Source organism: Novosphingopyxis baekryungensis DSM 16222 (assembly GCF_000420305.1).
Lineage (GTDB): Bacteria > Pseudomonadota > Alphaproteobacteria > Sphingomonadales > Sphingomonadaceae > Novosphingopyxis > Novosphingopyxis baekryungensis.
Genome location: NZ_ATUR01000002.1, coordinates 325,994 through 351,911, shown reverse-complemented (window position 1 = coordinate 351,911; position 25,918 = coordinate 325,994). Strand labels below are relative to the sequence as shown.

The following is a 25,918-nucleotide window of genomic DNA, read 5'->3' as shown; positions in this document are numbered from 1 at the left end:
ATCTCATATGATGCGACCCTTATACAGACGCGCTAATAAAAAGTCAATGGAATCAACAACTTACTATTGATAATCACTAGCGATTATGATGCTGCGAATGACTCTCTCTGGCAGCATGGCCTGCGCAGCGCGGCGCCCGTCCGCTGGTTCGGTCAAAAGACGGAAAGGGCGGCGCACCTCTCTTGCGCAGTGCAGCAAAAGCCATAAGGTGCGCGGCGTGCCTAGCTCTTCTGCCCTGCCCGCCCCGCCGCGCGACCTTCTGGTCGGCGCGAGCCTGTTTCTCGATTTCGACGGCACGCTCGTCACGCTGGCGGACCGGCCCGAAGCGGTGGAGGTGGCCGGCACGCTTCATGCCTTGCTGGACCGGCTGACGGAACAGCTGGATGGGCGGCTGGCGATTGTGAGCGGTCGCGATGTCGATACGCTGCGCGGCCAGTTCGGGCTCATCCATGCGCCGATTGCCGGCAGCCATGGCAGCGAGATCAGCTTGCAGCCCGGCACCATCGACCGGCCGGACGCGCCGGACGCGTTGATCTCGGCTGGGGCCGCGCTCGACGATTTTGCGTCCCGCGATGACGGCCTGCTGGTCGAGCGCAAGCCGCTCGGCGTGTGCCTGCATTATCGGCGTGCGCCGGCGCGGGAGGCGGAATGCAAGGCTTTCGCCGCTGCACTGGCGCAGGAGCATGGTCTGTTTCTGCAGGACGGCAAGATGATGGCCGAACTGCGCGCGGGCCAGGATGACAAGGGATCGGCCATCCGCGGCCTGATGGATCGTCCGCCGTTCGACCGTGGCACGCCCGTTTTTCTTGGCGACGACGTGACCGACGAGGATGGCTTCGAAGCGGTCGCCGCGCTGGGCGGACATGGCATTCTGGTCGGGCCGCAGCGCGAGACCGCGGCCATATACAGGCTGGAGGATGTGGCTGCGGTCCATCACTGGCTGGAACAGGGAGTGTCTTCATGACCCAAGCATCGGATCGCAATCTCAACCTCTGGCCGATCGGCAATTGTCAGGCCAGCGCGCTGGTGGACGATCAGGCGCGTTTTGTCTGGGCCTGCCTGCCGCGCGTGGACGGCGATCCGCTGTTCCCTGCGCTGATCGACGATACGCCGTTCGATGACGAGGAAAAGGCCGGGGGCTTCTGGGCCATAGAGCTGGAGGGCTGCACCAGCGTGTCGCAGCGCTACCTGCGCAATTCACCGGTGCTGATCACGCGCAAGACGGACGATCATGGCAGCGCGATCGACATTATCGACTTCGCGCCGCGCTATCGCGGCAAGGGGCGGATTTACCGGCCCAATGCCTTTGTGCGGATCGTGCGCGCCGTCTCCGGAAGCCCGCGCATCCGCGTGCGCCTGCGTCCCGCATCCGGCTGGAACATCGACAAGGTGGACCGCAGCTATGGCTCCAACCATATCTGCTACGCTATCGATGCGATGCCGATGCGCCTGTCCACCAACGCCCCGATCGGGCTGGTATCGCAAGAGAATGCCTTTCGCGTGGAACGCGACATGTATTTCTTTCTGGGCCCGGATGAGAGCTTTTCCGAAGCGATCGAGCCTGCTTTGGAAAAGATGCTGGACGATACGCTGGGCGAATGGCGCGGCTGGGTGCGCGGGCTGGCCACCCCGCCGGAATATCAGGAAGCGGTAATCCGCGCGGCGATCACGCTCAAGCTATGCCAGCATGAGGATACCGGCGCGATCGTGGCAGCGCTGACCACCTCGATCCCCGAACATGCGGATAGTGGGCGCAACTGGGACTATCGCTACTGCTGGGTGCGCGATGCCTATTATACGGTCGAGGCGCTGAACCGGATCGGCGCGCTTGATGTGCTGGAAAGCTATCTGGAATATCTGCGCAACATCGTCGACAGCAGCAAGACCGGCGATGTCCAGCCGCTCTACGATGTGCGCGGCAATGCGCGGCTGGAAGAGGGCGAAGCGCATGCGCTTGGCGGCTATCGCGGCATGGGCCCGGTGCGCGTGGGCAACGCCGCCTACAGCCAGAAACAGCATGACGCCTATGGCCAGATCGTGCTCAGCTCGGTGCAGGCCTTTATCGACCACCGGCTGATGCGCATGTCCGGCGTGGAGGATTTCGAATCGCTCGAAAAGGTCGGCGATCGTGCGTTCGAGCTGTACGACCAGCCCGACGCCGGGCTGTGGGAATTGCGCACCAAATCACATGTGCACACCTATAGCGCGATGATGTGCTGGGCCGCCTGCGACCGCCTGGCCAGTGCCGCGCGCGAGCTCGGCCTGCCGGACCGCGCAAGCCATTGGCGCACGCGCGCGGAGGCCATGAAGAAGCGCATCGAGGACGCGGCATGGCGTGAAGACACGCAGGCCTTTTCCGCCACGTTCGATGGCGACATGCGCGATGCCAGCCTGCTGCAGATGGTCGATCTGCGCTTCGTCACCGGAGACGATGCGCGCTTTCAGGGCACGCTCGGCGCGCTGGAAAAGGCGCTGCGCCGCGGCGACCACATGTTGCGTTACGACAGCGAGGACGACTTCGGCACGCCGGAAACTGCGTTCACCGTCTGCACCTTCTGGCTGATCGAGGCGCTGGCCAAATCCGGGCGCGAAGAAGAAGCTAAGCGCTTGTTTTCAGACATGTTGGGTCGCCGGACGCCCGCCGGTCTGCTATCGGAAGATATCGACCCGGTGTCCGGTGAGCTGTGGGGCAATTATCCGCAGACCTATTCCCTTGTTGGGATCATCAACTGCGCCGTCCTGCTCAGCAAACCCTGGAGCGACTATAGATGAGCCGCCTGATTATCGTATCCAACCGCGTGCAGAAACCCGGCCCCGATGGCGCGCAGGGCGGGTTGGCCGTCGCGCTGTCTGCGGCACTGCGCGAGCATAAGGGAATCTGGTTCGGCTGGTCGGGCGAGACGGCAAGCAAATTCACCGGCCATATCGGGCTGGACGAATATGACGGCGTGCGCACCGCCACGGTCGATCTGGAAGAGCAGGACGTCGACGAATATTATAATGGCTATGCCAACCGCACGCTGTGGCCCCTGTTCCATTATCGCATGGATCTGGCCGAATATGTACGCAGCTTTGGCAGCGGATATGAGCGGGTCAACAAACGCTTCGCCGAGACGCTGCAGCCGCTGATCGAGAGCGACGATGCCGTCTGGGTGCATGACTATCACCTGATCCCGCTAGCCTGGGACTTGCGCCGTCAGGGCGTGAAGAACCGCATGGGCTTTTTCCTGCACACGCCCTGGCCGCCCACGCGCCTGCTGGTGGCGCTGCCGCATCATCAGCGGCTCGTGCAATCCCTGTTCGCCTACGATGTGCTGGGTTTCCAGACCGAGGAATGGCTGGAGAGCTTCCGCCATTATTGCGAAAAGGAAATGGGCGGCACCATCGATGGCGATGACATCACCGTCGGCAGCCGCACGATCAAGGCCTTCGCTTGCCCCATCGGCATCGATTATGACGAATTTCTGGATGCCGTGAATTCAGAAAATGCCAAGGCGGCGCTGACCAAGATGCGCGCCAGCCTGCAGGACCGCGCGATGATCGTCGGCGTGGATCGTCTGGATTATTCCAAGGGACTGGAAGAACGCTTTCAGGGGTTCGAGAAATATCTCACCGATCATCCGGAGATGCACACCCATGTCGTGCTGGTGCAGGTCGCCCCGCCCTCGCGCGGCGAGGTGAAGAGCTATCAGGAAATCCGCGCCTCGCTGGAAGCCGAATCCGGGCGCATCAATGGCCGCTTCGCGCATGTCGACTGGACGCCTATCCGCTACGTCAACAAGGGCTATCCGCGCGATCAGCTGGGCGGCATCTACCGCGCGGCCAAGGTCGGGCTGGTGACGCCATTGCGCGACGGCATGAATCTGGTCGCCAAGGAATATGTCGCGGCGCAAGACCCGCAGGATCCCGGCGTGCTGATCCTCAGCCGCTTCGCCGGAGCTGCACAACAGCTGACCGAGGCGCTGCTGATCAATCCTTATAGCGACGAGGAAATGGCTGACGCCATCCATCAGGCGCTGACCATGCCGCTGGACGAGCGCAAGCGCCGCTGGAAGATCATGATGGACGAAATTGGCGAGACCGATGTGGTCTGGTGGCGCGAGACCTATGTGAACAAGCTGATGCAGGCACAGGATGTGGAAAGCGCGGAAGACAAGCTATTGGAGCTCAGCGACGAGGAGTGAGCTTGCGCGGCATCGACATCGCCGCCGCGTCCGCTAGAACCTGCACGCATGCGCATCCTCCCTCTTTTCACTGCCGCTGCATTGGGCCTCACCGTGCCATGTCCCGTTGCGGCGCAGCAGGCTGTTGCCGCATCCGAGCTTCTGACATGGCCCGACCTGACGGAGCGCGAGCATCCGCAGCCGGATCAAGTGATCCGATATGGCCCGGACATCTATCAACTGTCCGATCTCTGGCGCCCTCAAGGCGATGGCCCCTTCCCCACCGTCTTGATGATTCATGGCGGTTGCTGGCAGACCGGGATCGCAGACCGCACGCTGATGGACTGGATCGCGGGCGATTTGCGCCGTCGCGGCATCGCCGTCTGGAATATCGACTATCGCGGGGTGGACCGGGACGGCGGCGGCTATCCCGGCACGTATCTGGACGTCGCCAGGGCGGCCCAATCGCTGCGCGACCATGCCGCAAGGTTGAATTTGGATATCGAGCCACTGATTGCTATCGGCCATTCGGCGGGCGGGCATCTGGCGCTGTGGCTGGCTGCGCAGGACAAGCTGCCAGTGGATTCGCCGCTGCGGCTTGCCGATCCGGTCATCCCCGATCTCGTCATCAGCCAGGGCGGCCTGCCCGATCTGGAACTGGCGGCCACGCCGCCCGGCTCCGGCTGCGGGACCGAAGTGATCGACACCATTTCGGGCGGCGGCCATTATGCCGACACCTCCGTGCCACGCCTCGCGCCGCTGGGCGTGCCGCAGCTGCTGGTGAACGGGCGGAACGACCGGATTATCCCGACCGATTACGCCACGCAATATGAGGCGGATATGCACGCCAAAGGCGACGATGTGCATGTGCGCTTCATTCCGGATAGCGGGCATGTCGAGCTGATCGCGCCGGAAACGGCCGCCTGGGCCGCGGCAGTGGAAGAAATCGAAAAAGCGTTGGGACGCAAATGACCACAGATCTTACCCATGCCCGCGATCTGGACATCAAGGATCCGCTGGCACCGATGCGGGCGCGTTTTCATCTGCCGGAAAAGCTGATCTATCTCGATGGCAATTCGCTCGGGCCGCTCCCCATCGCCACCGTGGCGCGCCAGAAAGACATGGTCGCCCGCCAGTGGGGTGAAGGGCTGATCCGCAGCTGGAACGATGCCGACTGGATCGACGCACCGGCGCGCATCGGCCGCAAGATCGCCCGCCTGATCGGCGCGAAACCGCATGAGGTGCTGGTCACCGACTCGGTCTCGGTCAACATCTTCAAGCTGGTCGTCGCGTCCGCACAGCTGTCTCCAAAACGACCGCAAATCCTGTCGGAAGCCGGTAATTTCCATACCGATCTGCATATCGCGAGCGGCGCGGCGGAGGTGATGCCCAATCTGAGGCTGGATGTCCTGGAGCGCGCCGATCTGCTGGACGCGTTCGGGCCGGAGACCAACACCGCGCTGCTGACGCATGTCCATTACAAGACAGCCGAAAGGTTCGACATGGCCGCCGTCACCGCGCGCGCCACCGATGCAGGCGCGCGGATCGTCTGGGATCTCAGCCATTCGGTCGGCGCCGTTCCGCTGCATCTGAACCAGGCGGGCGCGGAGCTGGCCGTCGGTTGCGGCTATAAATATCTGAACGGCGGCCCCGGCGCGCCCGCTTTCCTTTACGTGGCCGAGCATCTGCAGGAGCGGCTGGTCAGCCCGTTGCGCGGCTGGTTCGGCCATGCGCGGCCCTTCGCGTTCGAAGATAGCTATGAGCCTGCCCCCGGCATCGCGCGCTGGCAGGCGGGCACGCCGCCCATGCTCTCCATGGACGCGCTGGAAAGCGGCGTGGAGAGTTTCGACGGGATCGATATGGACAGCGTCTGGGCAAAATCGGTCACGCTGTTCGATCTGTTCCACCGGCTGGTGGCGAAATATTGCCCAGCGCTGACATGCGTATCGCCCCTGGAGCCGGCCGCGCGCGGCAGCCATATCAGCTTCCGTTTCGACCATGCGTTCGAACTGTGTCAGGCACTGATCGACCGCGGGGTCATCGGGGATTTCCGCGCACCGGACATCATCCGCTTCGGCCTGACGCCGCTATATCTGAGCCATGAGGATATTGTGCGTGCCGTCGTGGCGATGGCCAAAATCCTGGACAGTGAGTTGTGGCACGACCCACGCTTTTCACAGCGGGGCCGCGTCACATGATAGGGTTAGAACGGCAGATATAAGCCTGCCGATGCGCTGAGCGCGTCAAGATCGCCCCGGCCGAATTCACCGCCGGCGCTGGCACGCAAGCCTACCGGCCCAACACGCCCATTCACGCCCATGGCGACCGACGCGTAATCGCGTTCCAGACCGCCGAGATTGCCCGAATAGCTGACCGGTGCGCCAGCAGGCGTGATCGAGAAGCTGCGCGGATCATCGTCGAATTCATGCACATAGGATGCACGGGCAAAGAACCCCGTGCCGCCAAGCATGCTGCCCGATGCAACAAGGCCGAAGCGGCCGGTCAGGCTGTTCAGCTCCTGATCGCCGAAGGTGGCCTGGGTGCTCAACATATTGCCTTCGGTAAAGCCGTCGATGTCGGTGTCTTCATAGGCGATGCCGGCCTCCGGGCCGATCTGAACCAGCGGACCATTGATCAGATCCAGCCGAACCGCGCCGCTGACCGCGAACATCTTGCTGTCGGTGGCGCCCGCCTGGCTGCGCAGCGCCGGGCCCAGCGTGACATTGCGAACAGTATCGATATCGCCTTCGCCATAGGTCACATCCGCAATCAGCTTGGCCGGACCGACCGCCGCACGGGCATAGCCGCTGGCGCTCCAGCTTTCGCTATCGAACGTTCCACGGCCCGCGTCGAACCGGCCATCGCCGTCCGAATAACCGCCGACGATACCGAGCCCAAGCTGATCGCCCAAGGCGATATCCGCCCCCAGCGTGCCGGTGATCGCCCGCTCGCTACCGCCGATGCGTGATGCGCTGCCATCACGATCGAAATAGCCATAGCCGATGCCGCCGAACAGGGCGATGCCCTGCTGACCCAGGCCGTTGCGCTGCTCATTCTCGAACGATGCGCGCTGACGGCGCAGCGTGGCCTGCTGGGACAGGGCAAGAATGCCGATCTGCTCCGGCGCCTTCAACAGGCTGGCAATCGCCTGGCCTTGCACGCGCTGCGAAATCCCGGCGGGATGCACGGAATCGGCCAGAATATAGGTGTTGTTGGCATTGGGGCTGACCAGGGTGTCGCGGGTACATGCGACCGAGCTCGGTACGGTACAGGCCACGCCCGTCACATTGGTGATCCCGAAGGATGCGGCCTGGCTGACCAGTTCGTTGAACAGCATGTCCGTATCGAAATAGAGCACATTGCTGCCCTGCGCCGCAAGCTGCGATTCGAAGCGGGCATTATAGGCCTGGAGCGGGGCTGCGCCGCCCGATTGCACGGCCATGGTTACGATGGTCGGCGCGCCGGCGGCTTCCAGCCGGGCCACCTGCGCCGCCAGCGCATCGGCCGAACTGGTCAGGATCGCCGGATTGACGCCGCCCCCGGCCAGAAACGCGAAATAGTCATTGCCGCCGCCCTGAATGTAGACGACGTCACCGGCGCGAAAGCTGTCGGTGGCCAGGAAATTACCCACCTGGTTGGCAATGGGGATGGTGATGCCATTGGGCTGCGTCACGCGCGCGCCGCCGATGGCATAGTTGGTGCCGCCCTTGCCATAGACCGGGTCCAGCGTCAGGCCGAACTGGCTGGCGAACACTTCGGGCGCGACGGGATCGGGATTGGTGGTGAAGCTGCCGGCACCGGGCGGCAGCGCGCCGGTCGCCGCGAAAAATCCACCGTCGGACAGGCTGTCACCGAACACGATAACGCGATCGACGGCGGTGCTGTCTTCGCTGGCGCTGGTGGTGCTGGTCGATTGGGCGGCGGCGGGCATTGCAATAGCGGCCAGGCCGGCGGCGGCGCTGGCAGACAGCAGCGCCTTCTTGATACTCTTCATGACTTTCATCTCTCCGGTATGCCGAAGTCGTTTTTATATCAGATGCTTCGGACAGCTTATAGCCGATACGGTATTGCCGCCTGCGCGCAAGTGCCAAGCGCCGAAATGCCCGCCTGAGATGGTGAATTGCGTGCATGTTGGAACGGCGCTATGATCGCCCTCATCGCCTCGGCCGCGCACGGATTCGAATGCCGTGCCACCGGGGCGCAGTTCGTTATACCCGGAGCCCTGTGCATGTCCCGTCGCCGCAAGATTTACGAAGGCAAGGCCAAGATCCTGTATGAAGGCCCGGAGCCGGGCACGATCATCCAGTATTTCAAGGACGATGCGACCGCGTTCAATGCGCAGAAAAAGGGCACCATCAACGGCAAGGGCGTGATCAACAATCGCGTGTCCGAGCATGTGATGACGCAGCTGGGCAATATCGGCATCCCCACCCATTTCATCCGCCGCCTCAACATGCGCGAACAGCTGGTGCGCCAGGTGGAAATCGTGCCGATCGAAGTGATCGTGCGCAATGTGGCCGCCGGATCGCTGTCCAAGCGCCTCGGGATCGAGGAAGGCACCCCGTTGCCGCACACCTTGCTGGAATATTGCTACAAGGACGATGCGCTGGGCGATCCGCTGATCGCCGAGGAACATATCGCCTGCTTCAATTGGGCGAGCGACGAGGAAATGCGTGACATTTCCGGCCTCGCCATCCGCGTGAACGATTTCATGAGCGGCATGTTCGCCGGGATCGGCATCAAGCTGGTCGATTTCAAGCTGGAATTCGGGCGTCTGTGGGACGGCGATTTCAGCCGCATCATCCTGGCCGACGAGATCAGCCCGGACGGCTGCCGCCTGTGGGATATCGAGACCGGCGAGAAGCTGGACAAGGACCGTTTCCGCCGCGACCTGGGCGGCGAGGTGGAAGCCTATCAGGAAGTCGCGCGCCGTCTCGGTCTGCTCCCGGAAGATGGCGGCAACACCGTGCTCGACATGGAAAAGCACCGCAAGAAAACGCAAAACTGACGGTCGGAATTTCCGACTTGCTGCGCCGCGCGAAAGAGGCGCAGCAAGTTGGTCGTCTGCGGTTCTCCCTTGGTCGAATGGTCCCGCGTTCAGCTTGAAAGCAGCTGATGCGCTGTATAGCCCTGCCCGATCATATTTCCGGGGAGGTTCACGACATGACCAACGCATTCACATTGAAAGCCCGCCTGCTGCGCACCGGCGCACTGCTGCCGCTACTTCTCGCCGCACCGCTGGCAGCGCAGACCGCCGCGCCTGCACCGCAAGCGGCTGCCGCGCAGAGCAGCACCGCATCGCAGACCACCGGCTGGGGCGTGGCGCAGACCGACATCGTGCCCGATCCGTCGATAACCTACGGCATCCTGCCCAATGGCATGAAATACGCCATCCAGCATAATGAAACGCCCAAAGACAGCGCGTCCATCCGCATGCATATCGATTTCGGATCGATCGCCGAAAGCGACGCCGAGCAGGGGCTGGCTCATTTCATCGAGCATATGGCGTTCAACGGTTCCAAGAACGTGCCCGAGGGCGAGATGGTGCAGATTCTGGAGCGCAACGGTCTGTCCTTCGGCGCCGACACCAACGCCTCGACCGGGTTCGAACAAACCATCTATCAGCTCGATCTACCCAAGACCGATGAAAAAACCATCGACACCGCGATGATGCTGATGCGCGAGACGGCAGGCAATCTGCTGTTCGATCCCGCCGCGGTGGACCGCGAACGCGGTGTCATCATGGGTGAAATGCGCGCCCGCGACAGCGTGGGCTTGCGCAATGCCAAGGATTCGCTCGGCTTCATCGCTCCCGATGCGCCCTATGCCAGCCGCCTTCCGATCGGCACGACAGAGGTGCTCACCAATGCCCCCGCTGCCACGCTCAAAGGCTTGTACCAGCGCTATTACCGCCCCGAAAACACCACCCTGGTGGTGGTCGGCGATTTTGACGTCGCCGCAATGCAGAAGGAGATCGCGCAGCGCTTCAGCGACTGGCAGGCTGTGGGCGAAGCGGGCGCGCCGCTGAACTTCGGCACGGTCGATCTGAACCGCGCGGCCGCGGTGGAAGTGTTCGTTGATCCGGAAGTGCCCTATACCGCGACGATCAGCACATTCCGCCCATGGGACAACCCGGCGGATACCACGTCGGAGCGCGTCAAAAGCCTGATGGATTCGCTGGCAGTCGGCGCATTCAACCGCCGTATAGAGCGCATCGCCAGCGCGCCGGACAGCGTGATCGTGGGCGGCGGCATGAGCGCCAATGATTTGCGCGACGCCGCTTTGGGCACCAGCATCGCACTGACCGCCAAGGATGGCGAGTGGGCACCTGCGCTGACCACGGCCGAACAGGAACTGCGCCGCGCCCGGCAATATGGCTTCACGCAGGCGGAGCTCGACGTGCAGCTTGCCAATATGGAAACCAATTTCAGGACAGCCGCGCAGCAGGCCGATACCCGCCGCAGCCCCGGCCTGGCCAACGCCATTCTTTCCACCCTGGACGATGACAGCTTCGTCACCACCCCGGCCTATCGCCTCAGCCTGTTCGAAGCCGCCAAGCCGGCCCTGACGCTGGAGGCGGTCAACGCCCGCTTCAATGCGCTGTGGGACGGCAGCGCGCCGCTGGTCCGCGTCACGAGCAAGCAGCCGCTGACGGGCGATCAGCAGGCCGTGCTGGATGTCTACACCGCCGCCAAACAGGCCAAGGTCAGCCCGCCGGACCAGAGCGCGGCGGCAGCCTTTGCCTATGAAGATTGGGGCACGGCGGGCACGGTGGTGTCCGACACCATGATCGACGATCTGGGCATTCGCGAAGTGACCTTCGCCAACAATGTGCGCCTGAACATCAAGACCACGGATTTCGAGAAAGGCCGCGTGCGCTATAATGTGCGCGTCGATGGCGGCGGCCTTGCCTTTCCGCGGGACGAAGCCGGGCTGGACACGTTCATTTCCACCATCTGGACCACGGCCGGTCTAGAAGCGCACAGCCAGCCGGATCTGCAGGAAATCCTGGCTGGCAAAAATGTCGGCCTCGGCATGCAGGTTGGAGAGGATGCGCTGGTATCCAGCGGCGCCACCACGGCAGACGATCTGGACCTGCAGATGAAACTGGCCGCCGCCTATTTCACCAAGGCCGGCTACCGCGCCGAGGCGGATACGCAGTGGACCAATATCGTGCCGGTCTTCCTGGCCCAGATCATGGGGCAGCCGCAGGGCGTGGCCGGGCTGATCGTGCCGCGCATCGTGGCCAATGACGATCCGCGCTTCGGCCTGCCCGATCAGGCCACCTTGCTGAGCCGCAACCTCTCCGAAGCCAAAGCGGTGATCCAGCCGCTGGTGGACAGCGCGCCGATCGAGATCGCCATCGTGGGCGATGTCGATGCGGACGCTGCCATCAAGGCGGTGGCGGACAGCTTCGGCGCCTTGCCCGAGCGTGCCAGCAGCGAACCGGATTACAGCGCCGCGCGGCAGGTGAGTTTTGCAACGGATTTGACGCCGCGCACGCTGATGCACAATGGCCCGGCGGATCAGGCGATGTTGCTGGATTTCTGGAAAACGCGCGACGATAGCGATTACGCCCAGGAAGTGATCGGCAACGTCACCGCCCGCGCGGTCGACATCCTGATGCGCGACAAATTGCGCGAGGAACTGGGCGCCACCTACGGTGCCAATGTCAGCTCCAGCATGTCGTCCACGTTCGACGATTACGGTACGTTCAGCGTCTCCGCCACGCTGGCGCCCGACCGGCTGGACGAGGCGCAGACCGCGATCGGAGACGTGCTCGCCAAATTGCGCGCTGCACCGATCGACGATGACCTGCTGTTGCGGGCGCGGGCCCCGGTGATCGAGAATATCGCCAAGTCCCGCCGCGAAAACGGCTTCTGGCTGGGCGTGGCCGCGCAGGCCCAGAGCGAAGCCGACCGGCTGGACCGCGTGCGCGAACAACTGGCCGCGGTGGAAGCGGTCACGCCTGCGGACATTCAGACGTTCGTGACGACCTATCTGCAGCCCGCCAAGATGCTTCCAATCCGGATCGTCAGCGACAAGCTGGCCAGTGAAGGCGCTGCTCCGGCGGCGAGCGAATAAGGTCAGCCGCGCCTCCCCAAATGAAAAAATGGAGGGGCGCGGCTGTCTTTCCGCGCTGGTGCCCGCTGGCGGGGCTCCATGTGCCCACGCCAGCCGGGTGAAGGATCGCCGGGAGCGCCCTCGCCTCTTGCCACCCCGGCCCCGCCCTCTGTAGGGGAAGCATTGAGTCCCACATTGCCAAAGGCCGTCTCCATGAAAGCACGCGTGTTCGTCACCCTGAAACCCGGCGTGCTGGATCCGCAGGGCAAGGCGATCCATCATGCGCTCACCGGCCTCGGCTTCGAAGGCGTGGACGATGTGCGCGCCGGCCGCATGATCGAGCTGGAACTGGCCGATGGCACCAGCGATGACGACATCGATGCGATGTGCCGCAAGCTGCTCGCCAATACGGTGATCGAAAATTACCGGATTGAAGCCGTATGAAGGCGGCCGTCGTCCAGTTTCCCGGATCCAATTGTGATCGGGACATGTTCGTGGCGGTTCGCGACGCCTGCGGGGCAGACACGCAGTTCGTCTGGCATGGCGATACCGATCTGCCCGGCGGCCTGGACCTGATCGCGATTCCCGGCGGTTTTTCCTATGGGGACTATCTTCGCTCGGGCGCCATGGCGGCCCGATCCCCGGTCATGCAGGCGGTGGTCAAGGCGGCCGCACGCGGCGTGCCCGTGCTCGGTGTGTGCAACGGCTTCCAGATCCTGACCGAGGCTGGCCTGCTGCCCGGCGCACTGATGCGCAACAGCGGCATCGATTTCATCTGCCGCGACGCGCTGCTGACGGTGGAGAATGCCGATACGCCGTTTACGCGCGGCTATGCGGCCGGGGACCGCATCACCATTCCCGTCGCCCATCATGACGGCAATTATTTTGCCGATGACGATACGCTCGACCGGCTGGAAGGCGAAGGGCGCGTGGCCTTCCGCTACACCGACAATGTCAATGGCTCGGTCCGCGGAATCGCCGGCATCGTCAATGAAGGCGGCAATGTGCTCGGCATGATGCCGCATCCGGAACGCGCCATCGTTCCACTTCATGGCGGCACGGACGGGCGCGCGCTGTTCGCATGCCTGGCCCGCACCCTGGCTTGACGCCGGACTCCACCGATCGGAATGGGGCCGCGGCGGCGGCCAATGCGCTGGGCTGTGCCGATTGCCCCGTTCGCGACAGCGCGGTGTGCGCGGTGCTCTCCGCTGAAGAACGGCTCGCGCTTTCCGGCATCGGACGCACTGTCTCGCTGCAATCCGGGCAGACTCTGTTCGATGCCGGGGAAGACGCGCTGGCCTGTGCCACGCTGATCGAAGGCAGTCTGAAGCTTTCGCGCCTCGATGAAGACGGGACCGAGCGGCTGTTCGCGATCGTCCATCCATCCGGCTTTCTCGGCCGCCTGTTCTCGGCCGAGACGGATGTGACCGCCACGGCGCTTACACCCGCTCGCCTGTGCGTTTTTCCGCGCGCCGCTTTCGAGCAGGTGCTGGCGGACCGTCCGCATCTCATGCGTCAGATCCTGTCACGGACCATGCAGGCGCTCGAAGAAAGCCGCGCATTGGTGGAGCTGATCGGCCGCCGTTCGGTGAAGGACCGGCTCTGCGGCTTCATCGCGCTCTCGCTGCACGGACAATGCGCCGCGCCCGCCGATGAGGAACCGGTGCTGGATTTGCCGCTGGACAGGCGCGATCTGGCCGCGCTTCTCGGCACCACCATTGAAACGCTCAGCCGCCAGTTCGGCGCTCTGGAAGACGAGGGCACCATCCGGCGCGAAGGCAATCGCCGGATCAGGATTACCGATCCGGCGATGCTGGGGTTATAATAGCGCATGCGCTATCACTGGCCGAGAAGATGCCAGTAGAGATTCACGAACAGGGCCCAGGCCACGATCACCGCCGGCAGCGTCAGAATTTGTGCCATGACGGCCTTGCCGCCCAGCGGACCGGTCAGCGTATCGAATGGCTCGCGCAGAAATTCCTTCCAGCTTTGCAAACGCCCCTCGGGCTTTGCGATCGTCTGGCCGATGAAGGCTGGCACCGCGAAGAACATGCCGATCGTGACCGCGCAAATGGCCATGGGCAGCACCAGCCCCGGATCGGCCGCCGCCGAGGCCAGGAGAAGCAGAAACAGGCCAAAGCTGCTGGCGAACATGATGTGAATGGCGGGGTGCAGTTCCCAGGCGCGTTGCCCGCGCTGCGGCGTGGCCTGTGGCGCGGCAACCGCTTCCTGCTGGTTCGGCACGACCCTTGCGCTCTGCCGGGCGATGTCCGCGATCGGTTGATATCTGCTCATCGTTCGTCTCCTTCGATCTGATGGAAACGTTGTGCCGGGACGCGCCCGGCAATGCTTTGACGGATATCAAATCGGCAAAATATCGGTCCCGCCAAATGGCCCTGACCGTGCTCCCGCTATCAGACCCGCGCGCTGAACGGCGTGAAATCGGTATGCTCGTCAAAGAGGTCCAGCCCCTCGCGGCGCTTCAGCCAGCTGATCACGACATAGGTCGCCGGCGTCAGCAAGGCCTCCCAGACCACCTTCAAAAGCCAGTTCGACAGCATCACGGTAATTATCACGGGCGTTTCCCACACCCCCAGAAACGCGAGCGGGTAAAAGATCAGGCTATCGACCCCCTGCCCCGCAATGGTGGAGCCGATGGTGCGCGTCCACAGCCACCGACCGTCGGTCCACAGCTTCATCTTGGCCATCACGAAGCTGTTGACGAATTCCCCCGCCCAGAACGCGCAGACGGAGGCGAGCACGATCCGCGGCACCTGCCCGAACACCCTCTCATAGGCCTCTTGCCCATCCCAGCCGGGCGCCGGTGGCAAGGACACCACCACCCAGCTCATCAACGCCATGAACAGCACCGCCGCAAACCCCGCCCAGATCACCCGGCGCGCACGGGCATAGCCATAGACCTCGGTCAGCACGTCGCCGATCACATAGCCGATCGGGAAGAACAGGATGCCGGCACCATAGACGATCTGCTCGCCAAACAGGGTGACATAAGTCGGCTTGGCCGCGCCGATGACGTTGGACAACAGCAGGATCGTGACAAACCCAGCCATCACGAAATCGAAATAGCGCAAGGGCCGCTGGCCCAGCGCTCCGGCATCCAAGCGCTGCGGCGCAGCTTGCGGCTCTCTGTCGTGCATCAAACCCCCTTACCGCTCTTTCAAAGCCCGCGCAAAGCGGTTAGTCCCCGCTGCGGCAGGCGCCCTTAGCTCAGTTGGATAGAGCACGAGACTTCTAATCTTGAGGCCGCAGGTTCGAATCCTGCAGGGCGCACCAATCTCCTGAATTACTTCGCAAACGCACAGATATAACGGTGAAATACCTGCAATCAGATGCCTATGGTTCGCATCGTCAGAAGAACCTATTTCGTCTCTCCTGTCCTCAGTTCTGTCGCCGCGACTTCAGGGGCCAAATGCTAAGATGCTGATACGTTCCAGTAGAGCTTGACCCAGCCATCGGGCCGCATTAATCGGCCTGCATGCACGTACTGAACGTGTGTGAAATTCTGGGTCGAGCGTCAGCGCGATCCGAAAATCGTTGGTTTTCCGGCGCGGGATGTATCTCGGGCCAGTCACCACCGGGATGAGCCATATCGATGGCCCCTTCGTCTAGCGGTTAGGACGCGGCCCTCTCACGGCTGAAACACGAGTTCGATTCTCGTAGGGGTCACCATGGTTTGCCCGCCTGTCCGGCAACCGTTCCATCCTTCTCCATCATAGGTTTGCGTGCGCGGCGCTTGCGTCTAGCGACGTTGGATGGACCTTGATGATCTGATTCGCCGCTATTTCGCCACCGACCGGATGGAGGATATTACCCCCAATCTTTTGGCGGCAGGCACCGAGCGGCTGCTGGTGGATTTCGGCCTGGAACAGGACCGGGCCAAGCGCTTCGCGCTTTGGTCGCTGCTATATCTGCTGGGATCGGCCCCGGCGCTCGACATTGCGTTCGAGGAGGAGGCGGACCGCGAGGCGGCACGCAATTTCATTGACCTGTTCGACGCCGCAGGCCCGGCATGAGCGCGTTCACCTTCCGGAATTTCGATCGAGCAGCTTTCTTGCGCGACTATTGGCAGAAACGCCCGCTGCTGATCCGCAATCCGTGGACGCAGTGGCGCAATCCGCTGGAACCGGACGAATTGGCCGGACTCGCCTGTGAACCGGTCATCGAATCGCGGCTGGTGTCCGAGAGCGCCGGGCAGCGGACGCTGGAACATGGGCCACTGCCGGAGGACCGGTTCGCAACACTGGGCGCCGATCCGTGGACGCTGCTGGTGCAGTCCGTCGATCATCATGTGGCCGATGTTGCCGCGTTGCTCGATCCGTTCCGGTTCATTCCCAACTGGCGGGTCGATGATGTGATGGTCAGCTACGCCGTGAACGGTGGCGGCGTCGGGCCGCATTTCGATCATTATGACGTGTTCCTGATCCAAGGGCTGGGCCAGCGCCGCTGGCGGATCGGTGGACGATGCGATGAGCAGACACCGCTCGAGCCGCATGACGACTTGCGCCTGCTGGCCGAGTTCTCACCATCCGAGGAATGGGTGCTGGCACCTGGCGACATGCTCTATGTGCCGCCGGGGATTGCCCATGACGGTGTGGCGGTCAGCGATGACTGCATGACCTATTCCATCGGCTTTCGCGCCCCGTCGCGCGCCGATCTGATTGCCGACTGGAGCGAGGAGCTGCTCGACCGGCTGGAGGAGGATGACCGCTACACCGATCCGGCATTACGCATGCAGGACAATCCGGGGGAAATCACCGCAGACGCGCTCGATCGGCTGCAGGCGATGATGGCACAGGCGCTGCTGGACAAGCCGGGCTTCGCGAACTGGTTCGGCCGGTTCAACACCAGCCCCAAGCCCAGTGACATCGACTGGAAACCGGAACAGCCGGTCGACGCGGCCATGGTGCGCCGCCTGGTGACCGAGCACGGAACGCTGCTGCGCAACCCTGCCAGCCGATTTGCCTTCATCGAAGGGGTTTCGGATATGGTGACGCTGTTCGTGGACGGAGAAGCCAACGTCTGCGCCGGCGATAGCGCCAGTCTGGCCCGTCAGCTTTGTGCGCATGGCGCCGTGGCCTTGTCCGCGGGCAGCCATGGCACGGCGGAGTGCGTCGCGCTTATCCAGCAATTGCTCAATGCCGGATGCCTGGCGCTCGACGAGGAAAACTGATCGGCGCACGTCTCTTACAAGATTGATGACTTGGCGAGGCTGACGACCGGTCTATTTTGGCAAGAGGTTCGGATCGCCGTCGATCCATTGCCCGGGGGCGACGCCGTCCAGCGTCCATGCTCCGATCGACCAGCGGACCAGCCGCAGCGTAGGAAAGCCGACGGCCGCCGTCATGCGCCGCACCTGACGGTTCCTGCCCTCGCGGATGGTCAGCCTGATCCAGCTGTCCGGCACGCTCTGGCGCACGCGGATCGGCGGATCGCGCGGCCACAGCGCCGGTTCGTCGATCTGCGCAACCTCGGCGGGCCGCGTCATGCCGTCCTTGAGGGACACGCCCTGCCGCAACCGGGCCAGCGCTGCCGCATCCGGCACGCCTTCCACCTGCACGAGATAACTTTTGGGCAGCTTGAAGCGCGGATCCGCAATCCGGGCCTGCAGTTTCCCGTCGTCGCACAGCAGCAGCAGTCCTTCGCTGTCCCGGTCTAGTCGTCCTGCGGGATAGACGCCGGGCGCATCGACAAAGTCCGACAAGGTCTGTCGTTTCGTCTCGCTGCCCCGGTCAGTGAACTGGGACAGTACCGCGAACGGCTTGTTGAACATGATGAGCCGCGCCATGGCGACAGGCTCCACCAGCGGACCCGGCATCTGTCAAGCCGGGCAAGGCTTTTCGCCCGCAATATGCGCGGCTTATGCCGCACCGCACAAAATCTGGGTCGCTAGCCTCGACCTCGGGGGCATCGCACCCTATGTGTCTGCCGCATGGGCCGCCGATCGACTGATGGGCGTGCCAGAATAGACCGAACGATAAGAAGGACACATCATGGCCTCCCCTTTCGAAGGCGTGAAACGCCTCGTCGTCAAGATCGGCTCAGCGCTGCTCGTATCGCCTGAAGGCGAGGTCGAGCGTTACTGGCTTGCCAGCCTGATCGACGATCTGGAAACGCTGCGGCGTGAAAATGGCATCGAATCGATCATCGTGGCATCCGGTGCGGTGGCCTTGGGTGCGCGCATTCTGGACCTTCCTGCCGGCGGCAAAAGCAGCCTGGACGATGGCCAGGCCTCCGCAGCGACCGGCCAGATCGAACTGTCCGGCCTGTTTTCCGAGCTTTTGCGGTCCCATCGTCGCCGTGCCGCGCAGATCCTCGTCACGCTGGAAGACCTGCAGGATCGCCGCCGCTATCTCAACGCATCGGACACGATCGAGCGGCTGCTGTCGCTCGACGTCACGCCGATCATCAACGAGAATGACAGCGTCACCACCCGCGAAATCCGTTTCGGTGACAATGACCGGCTTGCTGCCCGCGTTGCGCAGGCGGCGCATGCGGACATGGTGCTGCTGCTGAGCAACGTTACCGGGCTGTTCTCGGCCGATCCGGGCAAGGATCCGGACGCCGTGTTCCTTAAGACCGTGAATAGCGTGGCCGATCTGGACGTGGACCTTGGCCCACCGACAGGCCCCGGCACCGGCGGCATGGGATCCAAGGTGGAGGCCGCGCGCATCGCCGTGGCCAGCGGCATTCAGCTCGCCATTGCCGATGGGCAGAAGCCCAATCCCGTCATCCGCTTTCGCGATACCGGCGATGGCACCGTGTTCACCGCAGAGGGCGGCGTCGACAAGCGCAAGGCGTGGATTGCCGGAAAGATCGACGTGCAGGGCACGCTCACCGTCAATGCCGGCGCCAAGAAGCATCTGCTGAGCGGGGACAATCTGCTGACCAAGGGCGTGACCCATGTCGAAGGCGAGTTCTCGCGCGGAGACTCGGTGGATATTCATGATGAGGACGGGCAACTTCTGGCGCGCGGGCTCATTAGTTATGATGACAATGACGCAAAAGCGATCGCTGGCAAGCAGGCCGAAGAGCAGGAAGCTATTCTGGGCTACGCACCGCGCAGCGCGCTGATCGACAAAAACAATCTGGTGCTTCTGATATGACCGACAATTTCGACGACCTGATCCAGGACATGGGCGCACGTGCCCGCAAGGCCGCTTCCCGGCTGGCGCTCGCCACCACGGAGGAAAAGGCCGCAGCCGTGCGCGCGGCGGCGCAGGCGATGCGTGACAACAGCGCCGCCATATTGGCGGCCAATGCCAAGGACATGGAAAAGGCGAGCGATCTGCCCGCCGCCATGCTCGACCGGCTGAAGCTGAACGCGGACCGGCTGGCCGGGATTTCCGACGCTGCCGACAGCGTGGCCGGCCTGCCAGATCCGGTGGGCGAAATCATCAAGCAGTGGGAACAGCCCAACGGCCTGAAGTTCGAGCGTCGCCGGGTTCCCCTCGGTGTGGTCGGCATCATCTATGAAAGCCGCCCGAATGTGACGGCGGATGCCGGGCTGCTCTGCCTGATGGCCGGCAATGCCGCCATCCTGCGCGGTGGATCCGAAGCAGTGCACAGCAACAAGGCGCTGCATGCCGCCATCGTGGAGGGTCTGGAAAGCGTCGGGCTGCCCGCCGATGCGGTGCAACTGATGCCGACGCAGGACCGCGGCGCCGTGGGCGCGATGCTGAAGGCTGCCGGCCTGATCGACATCATCATCCCGCGCGGGGGCAAGAGCCTGGTCGCTCGCGTGCAGAACGAAGCCCGCGTGCCCGTGCTCGCGCATCTGGACGGCATCTGCCATGTCTATGTCGACGGCGCAGCCGATCCCGACAAGGCGCGTGACATCGCGGTGAACGCCAAGATGCGCCGTACCGGTATCTGCGGTTCCATGGAGACGCTGCTGATCGATGAAGCGGCGCAGAGCTTTGCACCGGATGTGATCAAGGGCCTGCTCGACGCGGGCTGCGAAGTACGCGGCGATGCCAAGATCGAGCAGATGGATGACCGTGTGAAAGCTGCCACGGCAGAAGATTGGGACACCGAATATCTGGAGCCTATCGTGTCCGCCAAGCTTGTCGGCGGCGTCGACGGTGCCACCGCGCATATCGCGGCCCATGGCAGCCATCATACCGATTCGATCATCACCGAAGACAAGGTGATCGCCGAGAAATTCCTGCAGACGGTGGATAGCGCCATTGTGATGCATAACGCTTCCACCCAGTTTGCCGATGGCGGCGAATTCGGGTTTGGCGCGGAAATCGGCATTGCAACCGGGCGGCTTCACGCCCGCGGGCCGGTCGCGCTGGAAGGCCTGACCACCTACAAGACGCTGGTATTGGGCGAAGGACAGACCCGGCCCGATTAAGCAGCCGGTTCAACGGCGGACGGCTCAGGCAGCTTTCAGCTTGCCGATAAAGCCGTCCGTCGCCGCGCGAAGCTGACGTGCCGTTTCGCCGAGACTGCCAGCCGCATCGAACACCCGATCGGACAAGGCCTCGGTATCCCGCGCGACCGAGAAAATCTCGGCGATGTCCGCCATCACAGTCGCTGCATCGTCGGCCGTGCTTTTGGCATGTTGCTCGATCGCCTGACCGGTCTGGCGTTGCCGGCTCACTTCGGTTCTGATGGAAATGGCTGCGCTCGACAATTCATCGACGGCGTTGCGGATATCGCAAAGCGACCGGTCTGCCGCCATGGCGCCTTCGCTTGTCGACTGGACCAGGCCGAGGATGGAACCGGTGGCGTCCTTCACTTGTCGTGCCAGCAATTTTACCTCGCCCGCCACGACCGCAAATCCACGCCCGGCTTCCCCGGCGCGCGAGGCCTCGATGGTGGCGTTCAGCGCCAGCAGATTGGTGTGCGAGGCAATGCCGCCGATCACATCGGCCAGTTCCTGAATATGCTCGGCGCGGTCGCGCATGCACCGGACCGTACCGTGCGCCGTTCCGGCCGTATCGGTGGCCGATTCGCTCAACAAGGCCTGCTGCTCGACCGCCGTCGCTATGGTGGAAATGGAGGTGGACAATTCACTCATGCGATCGGCCAGTTCGCGCGATGCGCCCGATGCGCGATCTGCGCGCGAAGAGGTTTCGTGGGATCGCGAGGCGGCCTGTTGCGCCGCAGTACGCAATGACAGCGCATCGGCCCGCATGTCCTGCGCTGAACGATCGACCATATCGACGACGGCAGAGATGGATTCGCGAAAGCGGTCGGCCAATTCGGCACGCTCGGTCTGCCGCTGCTGTTCGCTATCCTGCTCCAGCCGCAACCGCCGCGCGCGCTCGTTAAGCTCGCGCTGCTGGGCGGCACGCAGCTCCTCCATCGCCATTTGCAGTTCGCCCTGCCGATCGACCGCCTGCTGCGCGAGCTCGTCGCTGTGCGCCTTCGATTGCGCCTGCCGCACGGTCAGCCGGCGCAAACGCTCCGTCACATAGCCCAGCACCGAAAATTGCAGCACCACGGCCACCACATGGACCATCACCCGCATGAAAGAGCCCGACCCGGCAAACACCCATTCGGGAACATAGAAATCCAGCAGCAGATGATGCACTGCGATCATGACCGACGCCAGCGCGATCGGCCGCCAGTCGCACAGGACCGTCAGCGCCGCGAGGGCGACGAAAAAATACATATGGGCATCGATCATCCAGCCATGGCCCATCAGCAGATAGACGCCCAGCGCAGGATGCATCACGGCCAGGGTGCTGGATATGAGACGCGCAGCCGTGCGATGCTGCCCGGTCAGCGCCATCAGCGTCGGACCGATGTTCACGCCGATGGCGAGAAACAGCACAATGCCCAGATTATCGGACTGCAGCTGCCAGCCCATGAGCAGCAGCCATGCCGTGCTGAGCCAGCTCATGACCGCCAGAATGGCCAGGCCGCGCTTCCGCAGGAGGGCAAGTTCGCTCATGTGACGATGGCCTGGATAGCGCCGCATCCCGAACGCGGCGCGGCAAACACTAGCGAAGCCTGGCCGCGCAGCGCATCCTGCACCGCGCCGCGGCGCCCCCATAGGATATAGGACCCGCCCAGCGGCCCGGAACCGATCAAACGCGACTGGCCGGTCAGCGCGCGCGGCAGAAGCTCACTCGCAGCGGCGCGCGTCAAAGGAACGACGATCAGCCGGCCTTCTTGCGGGGGCCAGAAAGCGAGTGCCAGCAGGCCAAACAGGATCAGCGCCAGCTGCCCACCGCATAGCAGGGTCATGTATTTTGGAAGACATTTCACGACGTTAGGCATACGAAAAAACGGTAAACAGAGTTCTAACGTGCACCCTGTTCACCGTCTTTGCGGATCACCAAAAAGGGGTAGGCGCGCCTACTCCCAATAATAGGGCAGACGCTTTGTCTGCCCCGTTTCCACTTCATTCATGCTGCCGGCATCGTACATCCGCCCGCCGAGCATGACATAATCGATATCATCCGAATTGCGGATGTCGACGGTGGGATCGGCGCGCAGCACGACAAGGTCTGCCAGCTTGCCGACCTCGAGCGAGCCGATGTCCCGCTCCATTCCCAGCGACTGCGCGGCGACGATCGTGCCCGCGCCCAGCGCTTCCAGCGGCGTCATGCCGCCGCGCACGAAGCTCCACAGCTCCCAGTGCGTGCCGATACCCGCCTGTTGACCATGCGCGCCGATGGCGATCTTCACGCCGCGATCGGCCAGCTTCTTCGTCTCCCGTGCGCTCTCATCGTCGACAAAGGCCTCTTCCGGTGCCTTGACCACGCGCTTGCCGGCCGCCGCCAGCTCGGCGGGCGGGGTGTGTGCCTTGAGCAGCGGATGCTCGTAGATATTCATCGCCTGCCGCCAATAGGGATCGCCGGCCAGACCGCCATAGGTCACCACCAGGGTGGGCGTATTGTTGGTGTCGCTCTGGCTGAACATCTGGAGCACGTCCTCATAATAGGTCTCCAGCGGGATGTTATGCTCCAGCGTGCTGTTGCCGTCGGCCACCAGGTTCATGTCCATGCCGAACAGCGAGCCACCCTCGGCCACCACGAGCATGTTTTCCGCGCGGCTGGCGGCAACAACCATCTGGCGCTGTTCGCGGCGGGGCTGGTTGTAGTTCTTCACCGAATGTCCGCCTTGCGCCTTCAGGCGGCGGACATGCGCCAGGGCATCGTCGTAATTCTGGATATCGGCATAAACCCCATAGGCCTTGGCCCCGTAAACCACCTCCCCGGTCGAGAAGATGCGCGGGGCGAGCAGCTGGCCGGCCTGCTGCATTTCCGATGCCACGAAGATCTCGCTCGCCGTGCTGGACGGGTCGTGGATCGTGGTGGTGCCGAGCGCCAGATTCTGGATGGCAGACCAGTTCTGCTGCGGCACCAGCTCGTCCGTGCCCTGTGGACCATGGGCATGCGCATCGACATAACCGGGAACGATAACCTTGCCCGTCACATCCACCGTCGTCGTGCCAGCCGGCACCTGTACGGCGCCGGCCGGTCCGATCGCGGCGATCCGATCGCCCTCGATCAGCACGGTGCCGTTCTCGATCACCCCGCCGCCGTCACCGGCCATCGTCACGATCCGCGCGCCGACCAGTGCGACGCGGCCCTGATGCTTGTCCGCCTGCACGTTGCGCGCCAGCGACACGCCGCTGCTGGGCGCAATGAAAGGCGGCCGCTTCTGCCCCTCCGCCAGCGGCGCGGTGGGGAAGATGCTGCGCATGTCCGCGCTGTATAGCATCGGCCCCATGGACCAGTGGACGCGCGCGCCATTGCCCTCGAAATGGATATAGTCCGCGCCGCCTTCGCTCACCTTGATCACCGGCAACGCCTTGGTATCGGGCGATAGCGAAACATTCTGCCCGCCCGGCAGGATCGGCGCGACAAAGGCTTCGTAATTCTGGCGGAAGGCCAAATATTGGCCATTCGGCGCCACGGCGAAATCATTGATCAGATCACCGCTGGCGTGGACGCGTTTGTCCTGTCCGTTCAGATCGGTGCTCAGCAGCTCGGTCTTGTCCGCCGAACGATCGATCATGAAGATGCGATCACTGCGCGTGCCGAACTGACCGCGCGCGCTGTCCCGGTTGATCAGCCTGGGCGTCCCGCCCGAGGTGGCGACGGTGTAGACGCCGGGATTTTCTGACCATTCCGGCGCGGTCAGATAGCCGCCTTCATGCTTTTCGAACACGATCATATCGCCATCCGGCGAGAAATGCGGGCGGGCATAATGACCCGGCTGGCTGGTTACCGCGCGGTCGCCGCCGCCACCCGATGCGATAGTACGGATGGTGCCGAGATCGCTGTCGGTCCAGCGTACATAGGCGATACGCGATCCGTCGCGGCTCCAGCTCGGGAACAGCTCCCGGCTGGCATCGTCTGCGTTGGTCAGGCGGCGCGGCGCACCGCTGCCCATGTCCTTGACGTAGAGCTTGCCGAGGCTCTCGAACACCACGCGTCGGCCATCCGGCGAGACTTCGGCGAAACGCGGCATCTTGGCGGTGAAGCTGTCCGGCCCGACCGGGATGACCGGATGCGGCGCCTTGGCCACGCTGCGGCTGTCGTTCACGCGGAACGGGATCACCGCCGCATTGCCGCCATCGGCATCGATCCGCCGGATTTTGCCGCCCGCCCAGAAGACGATCGAACGGCTATCGGGCGTCCAGGCCATATTGGGATAGACGCCGGTCACCGCCCAGGTTTCCTGAACGTCGCGGTCGAGATCGCCGTAAATCTCGCGCACCGCGCCGGAGGTCAGGTCCTTGACCCAGAGCTTGGACTTGCCATCCTCCCGCCGCACGAAGGCGATGCGCTGGCCATCGGGCGAGGGCTGCGGACGGACCGAGCCGCCCAGCCCACCGATCGCGGTGGTCGTCTCCCCGCTTTCCAGATCGTAGCGCAAGATATCGAACAGATCGGTGTTCGAATCCTGCGCATATTCGAAGATCGGGCCGGACGTGACGTTCTTGGTATAGTAAATGGCATCGCCGTCCGGCGCGTACACCGGCTCGCCCAGTTCCTTCTGCCATTGCTCGCTGGGCCGCTCGACCAGCTGCACGCCGCCGCCGCCCGAAACATGATAGAGCCATATCTCACCGGTGCCGAGCGAGCGGCCCGTGGTGAAATGCTTCTTGGCGACGATATATTGCCCATCGGGCGACCAGCTGGGCTGGTTGAGCAGACGGAAATCCTCGTCCGTCACCTGCCGCTTGTCCGCGCCATTGGCGTTCATGATCCAGATATTGTCCCCACCGCCCCTATCCGAGGTAAAGGCGATGCGGCTGCCGTCGGGGGAGAAGCGCGGCTGCACTTCCCAGGCCAGGCCTTCGGATATGCGCGTCGGCGTGCCGCCGCCCATCGGCATGGTGTAGATATCGCCCAGCAGCGAAAAGGCGATGGTGCCGCCATCCGGGCTCACATCGACATCGATCCAGCTGCCCTCGTCCACATTGATGGCGGCCTGGCTGAACTGAAAGCCCGGCGGGCTGGAAATATCCCAATCATCGCTGGCGGCAGTGTCACTCGATACGCCCTGCGTGGCGACCGGTGCAGGCGTCTCGCCGGATTGCGGCAGCTGCCCGGCATCCTCATCATTGTTCTCGCTGGAGATGATCTCGTCTTCCGGCGCCTCGGTCTGTTCGAGTGGCGGGGTCGGCCCATATTCCTGGGCAAAGGCGGGGGTAACGAGAAGCGCGGCGAGAACGCCGGTCAGCGCATAGTTCAAAACAA

21 protein-coding genes and 2 tRNA genes are annotated in these 25,918 nt (G+C 63.5%); 16 read left to right on the top strand and 7 right to left on the bottom strand.

Annotated features, from left to right (window positions below):
• Positions 1–217: 217 nt before the first annotated feature.
• From otsB to kynU, 5 genes are read left to right on the top strand one after another with little or no spacing between them, the layout of a single operon-like run.
• Positions 218–964: a trehalose-phosphatase gene (otsB, locus tag G410_RS0101755; protein ID WP_028970936.1), complete on the top strand. Its 747-nt coding sequence runs from the start codon at positions 218–220 to the stop codon at positions 962–964.
• Positions 961–2,772 (top strand): glycoside hydrolase family 15 protein, encoded by a 1,812-nt coding sequence (locus G410_RS0101750; protein ID WP_022671939.1) that lies wholly within the window; start codon positions 961–963, stop codon positions 2,770–2,772. Before otsB ends, G410_RS0101750 begins: the two co-directional genes overlap by 4 nt.
• Positions 2,769–4,184: an alpha,alpha-trehalose-phosphate synthase (UDP-forming) gene (otsA, locus tag G410_RS0101745; protein WP_022671938.1), complete on the top strand. Its 1,416-nt coding sequence runs from the start codon at positions 2,769–2,771 to the stop codon at positions 4,182–4,184. The genes G410_RS0101750 and otsA overlap by 4 nt, the downstream gene beginning before the upstream one ends.
• A gap of 48 nt (positions 4,185–4,232) precedes the next feature.
• Positions 4,233–5,135, top strand: coding sequence for an alpha/beta hydrolase (locus G410_RS0101740; protein ID WP_084488868.1), 903 nt, complete (start codon positions 4,233–4,235; stop codon positions 5,133–5,135).
• A complete protein-coding gene (gene kynU, locus G410_RS0101735; protein WP_022671936.1) occupies positions 5,132–6,361 on the top strand; it encodes a kynureninase in 1,230 nt (409 codons plus the stop codon). The genes G410_RS0101740 and kynU overlap by 4 nt, the downstream gene beginning before the upstream one ends.
• 5 nt (positions 6,362–6,366) lie before the next feature.
• Here kynU and G410_RS0101730 read toward each other — a convergent pair whose 3' ends face one another.
• Entirely contained in the window at positions 6,367–8,157 is a 1,791-nt protein-coding gene (locus G410_RS0101730) for an autotransporter domain-containing protein (protein WP_022671935.1), read from the bottom strand.
• Between the two features lie 234 nt (positions 8,158–8,391).
• On the opposite strand from G410_RS0101730, the gene purC reads away from it, so the two are divergent.
• From purC to G410_RS0101705, 5 genes are all read left to right on the top strand, one after another.
• Positions 8,392–9,171, top strand: coding sequence for a phosphoribosylaminoimidazolesuccinocarboxamide synthase (gene purC / locus G410_RS0101725; protein WP_028970934.1), 780 nt, complete (start codon positions 8,392–8,394; stop codon positions 9,169–9,171).
• Between the two features lie 155 nt (positions 9,172–9,326).
• The gene (locus G410_RS15200; protein ID WP_022671933.1) at positions 9,327–12,248 is read left to right on the top strand and encodes a M16 family metallopeptidase; all 2,922 of its coding nucleotides are present in this window, start codon (positions 9,327–9,329) and stop codon (positions 12,246–12,248) included.
• 192 nt (positions 12,249–12,440) lie between these two features.
• Positions 12,441–12,671: a phosphoribosylformylglycinamidine synthase subunit PurS gene (gene purS, locus G410_RS0101715; protein WP_022671932.1), complete on the top strand. Its 231-nt coding sequence runs from the start codon at positions 12,441–12,443 to the stop codon at positions 12,669–12,671.
• The gene (gene purQ, locus G410_RS0101710) at positions 12,668–13,333 is read left to right on the top strand and encodes a phosphoribosylformylglycinamidine synthase subunit PurQ (RefSeq protein ID WP_022671931.1); all 666 of its coding nucleotides are present in this window, start codon (positions 12,668–12,670) and stop codon (positions 13,331–13,333) included. The genes purS and purQ overlap by 4 nt, the downstream gene beginning before the upstream one ends.
• On the top strand, positions 13,309–14,052 hold the full coding sequence (locus tag G410_RS0101705) for a Crp/Fnr family transcriptional regulator (RefSeq protein ID WP_084488864.1): 744 nt from the start codon (positions 13,309–13,311) through the stop codon (positions 14,050–14,052). Before purQ ends, G410_RS0101705 begins: the two co-directional genes overlap by 25 nt.
• Before the next feature lie 14 nt (positions 14,053–14,066).
• Here G410_RS0101705 and G410_RS0101700 read toward each other — a convergent pair whose 3' ends face one another.
• Positions 14,067–14,522: a hypothetical protein gene (locus G410_RS0101700; RefSeq protein WP_022671929.1), complete on the bottom strand. Its 456-nt coding sequence runs from the start codon at positions 14,520–14,522 to the stop codon at positions 14,067–14,069.
• 119 nt (positions 14,523–14,641) lie between these two features.
• A complete protein-coding gene (locus tag G410_RS0101695) occupies positions 14,642–15,385 on the bottom strand; it encodes a queuosine precursor transporter (protein WP_033317225.1) in 744 nt (247 codons plus the stop codon).
• A 59-nt stretch (positions 15,386–15,444) separates the two neighbouring features.
• On the opposite strand from G410_RS0101695, the gene G410_RS0101690 reads away from it, so the two are divergent.
• The 4 genes from G410_RS0101690 (at position 15,445) to G410_RS0101675 (ending at position 17,418) form a co-directional block, all read left to right on the top strand.
• Positions 15,445–15,521: transfer RNA gene (locus G410_RS0101690), tRNA-Arg, on the top strand.
• 321 nt (positions 15,522–15,842) lie between these two features.
• Positions 15,843–15,917: transfer RNA gene (locus tag G410_RS0101685), tRNA-Glu, on the top strand.
• Positions 15,918–16,000: 83 nt separating this feature from the next.
• Positions 16,001–16,261, top strand: a complete 261-nt coding sequence (locus G410_RS0101680; RefSeq protein WP_022671927.1) for a hypothetical protein — start codon at positions 16,001–16,003, stop codon at positions 16,259–16,261.
• Positions 16,258–17,418: a cupin domain-containing protein gene (locus tag G410_RS0101675; RefSeq protein WP_022671926.1), complete on the top strand. Its 1,161-nt coding sequence runs from the start codon at positions 16,258–16,260 to the stop codon at positions 17,416–17,418. The genes G410_RS0101680 and G410_RS0101675 overlap by 4 nt, the downstream gene beginning before the upstream one ends.
• Positions 17,419–17,469: 51 nt before the next feature.
• Here G410_RS0101675 and G410_RS0101670 read toward each other — a convergent pair whose 3' ends face one another.
• Entirely contained in the window at positions 17,470–18,033 is a 564-nt protein-coding gene (locus tag G410_RS0101670) for a pseudouridine synthase (protein WP_028970932.1), read from the bottom strand.
• 205 nt (positions 18,034–18,238) lie between these two features.
• Between G410_RS0101670 and proB the strand changes: the two genes are divergently transcribed.
• Both proB and G410_RS0101660 read left to right on the top strand, forming a co-directional pair.
• The gene (gene proB / locus G410_RS0101665) at positions 18,239–19,351 is read left to right on the top strand and encodes a glutamate 5-kinase (protein ID WP_022671924.1); all 1,113 of its coding nucleotides are present in this window, start codon (positions 18,239–18,241) and stop codon (positions 19,349–19,351) included.
• Complete coding sequence (locus G410_RS0101660) at positions 19,348–20,604, top strand: glutamate-5-semialdehyde dehydrogenase (protein WP_022671923.1); 1,257 nt, start codon at positions 19,348–19,350, stop codon at positions 20,602–20,604. The genes proB and G410_RS0101660 overlap by 4 nt, the downstream gene beginning before the upstream one ends.
• A 24-nt stretch (positions 20,605–20,628) precedes the next feature.
• Here the strand turns inward: G410_RS0101660 and G410_RS0101655 are convergent, their stop codons facing one another.
• From G410_RS0101655 to G410_RS0101645, 3 genes are all read right to left on the bottom strand, one after another.
• Positions 20,629–22,152, bottom strand: a complete 1,524-nt coding sequence (locus G410_RS0101655; RefSeq protein WP_022671922.1) for a methyl-accepting chemotaxis protein — start codon at positions 22,150–22,152, stop codon at positions 20,629–20,631.
• Positions 22,149–22,448 (bottom strand): hypothetical protein, encoded by a 300-nt coding sequence (locus G410_RS15195; protein WP_022671921.1) that lies wholly within the window; start codon positions 22,446–22,448, stop codon positions 22,149–22,151. The genes G410_RS0101655 and G410_RS15195 overlap by 4 nt, the downstream gene beginning before the upstream one ends.
• 111 nt (positions 22,449–22,559) lie before the next feature.
• Positions 22,560–25,913: an amidohydrolase family protein gene (locus G410_RS0101645; protein ID WP_022671920.1), complete on the bottom strand. Its 3,354-nt coding sequence runs from the start codon at positions 25,911–25,913 to the stop codon at positions 22,560–22,562.
• Positions 25,914–25,918 lie beyond the last annotated feature (5 nt).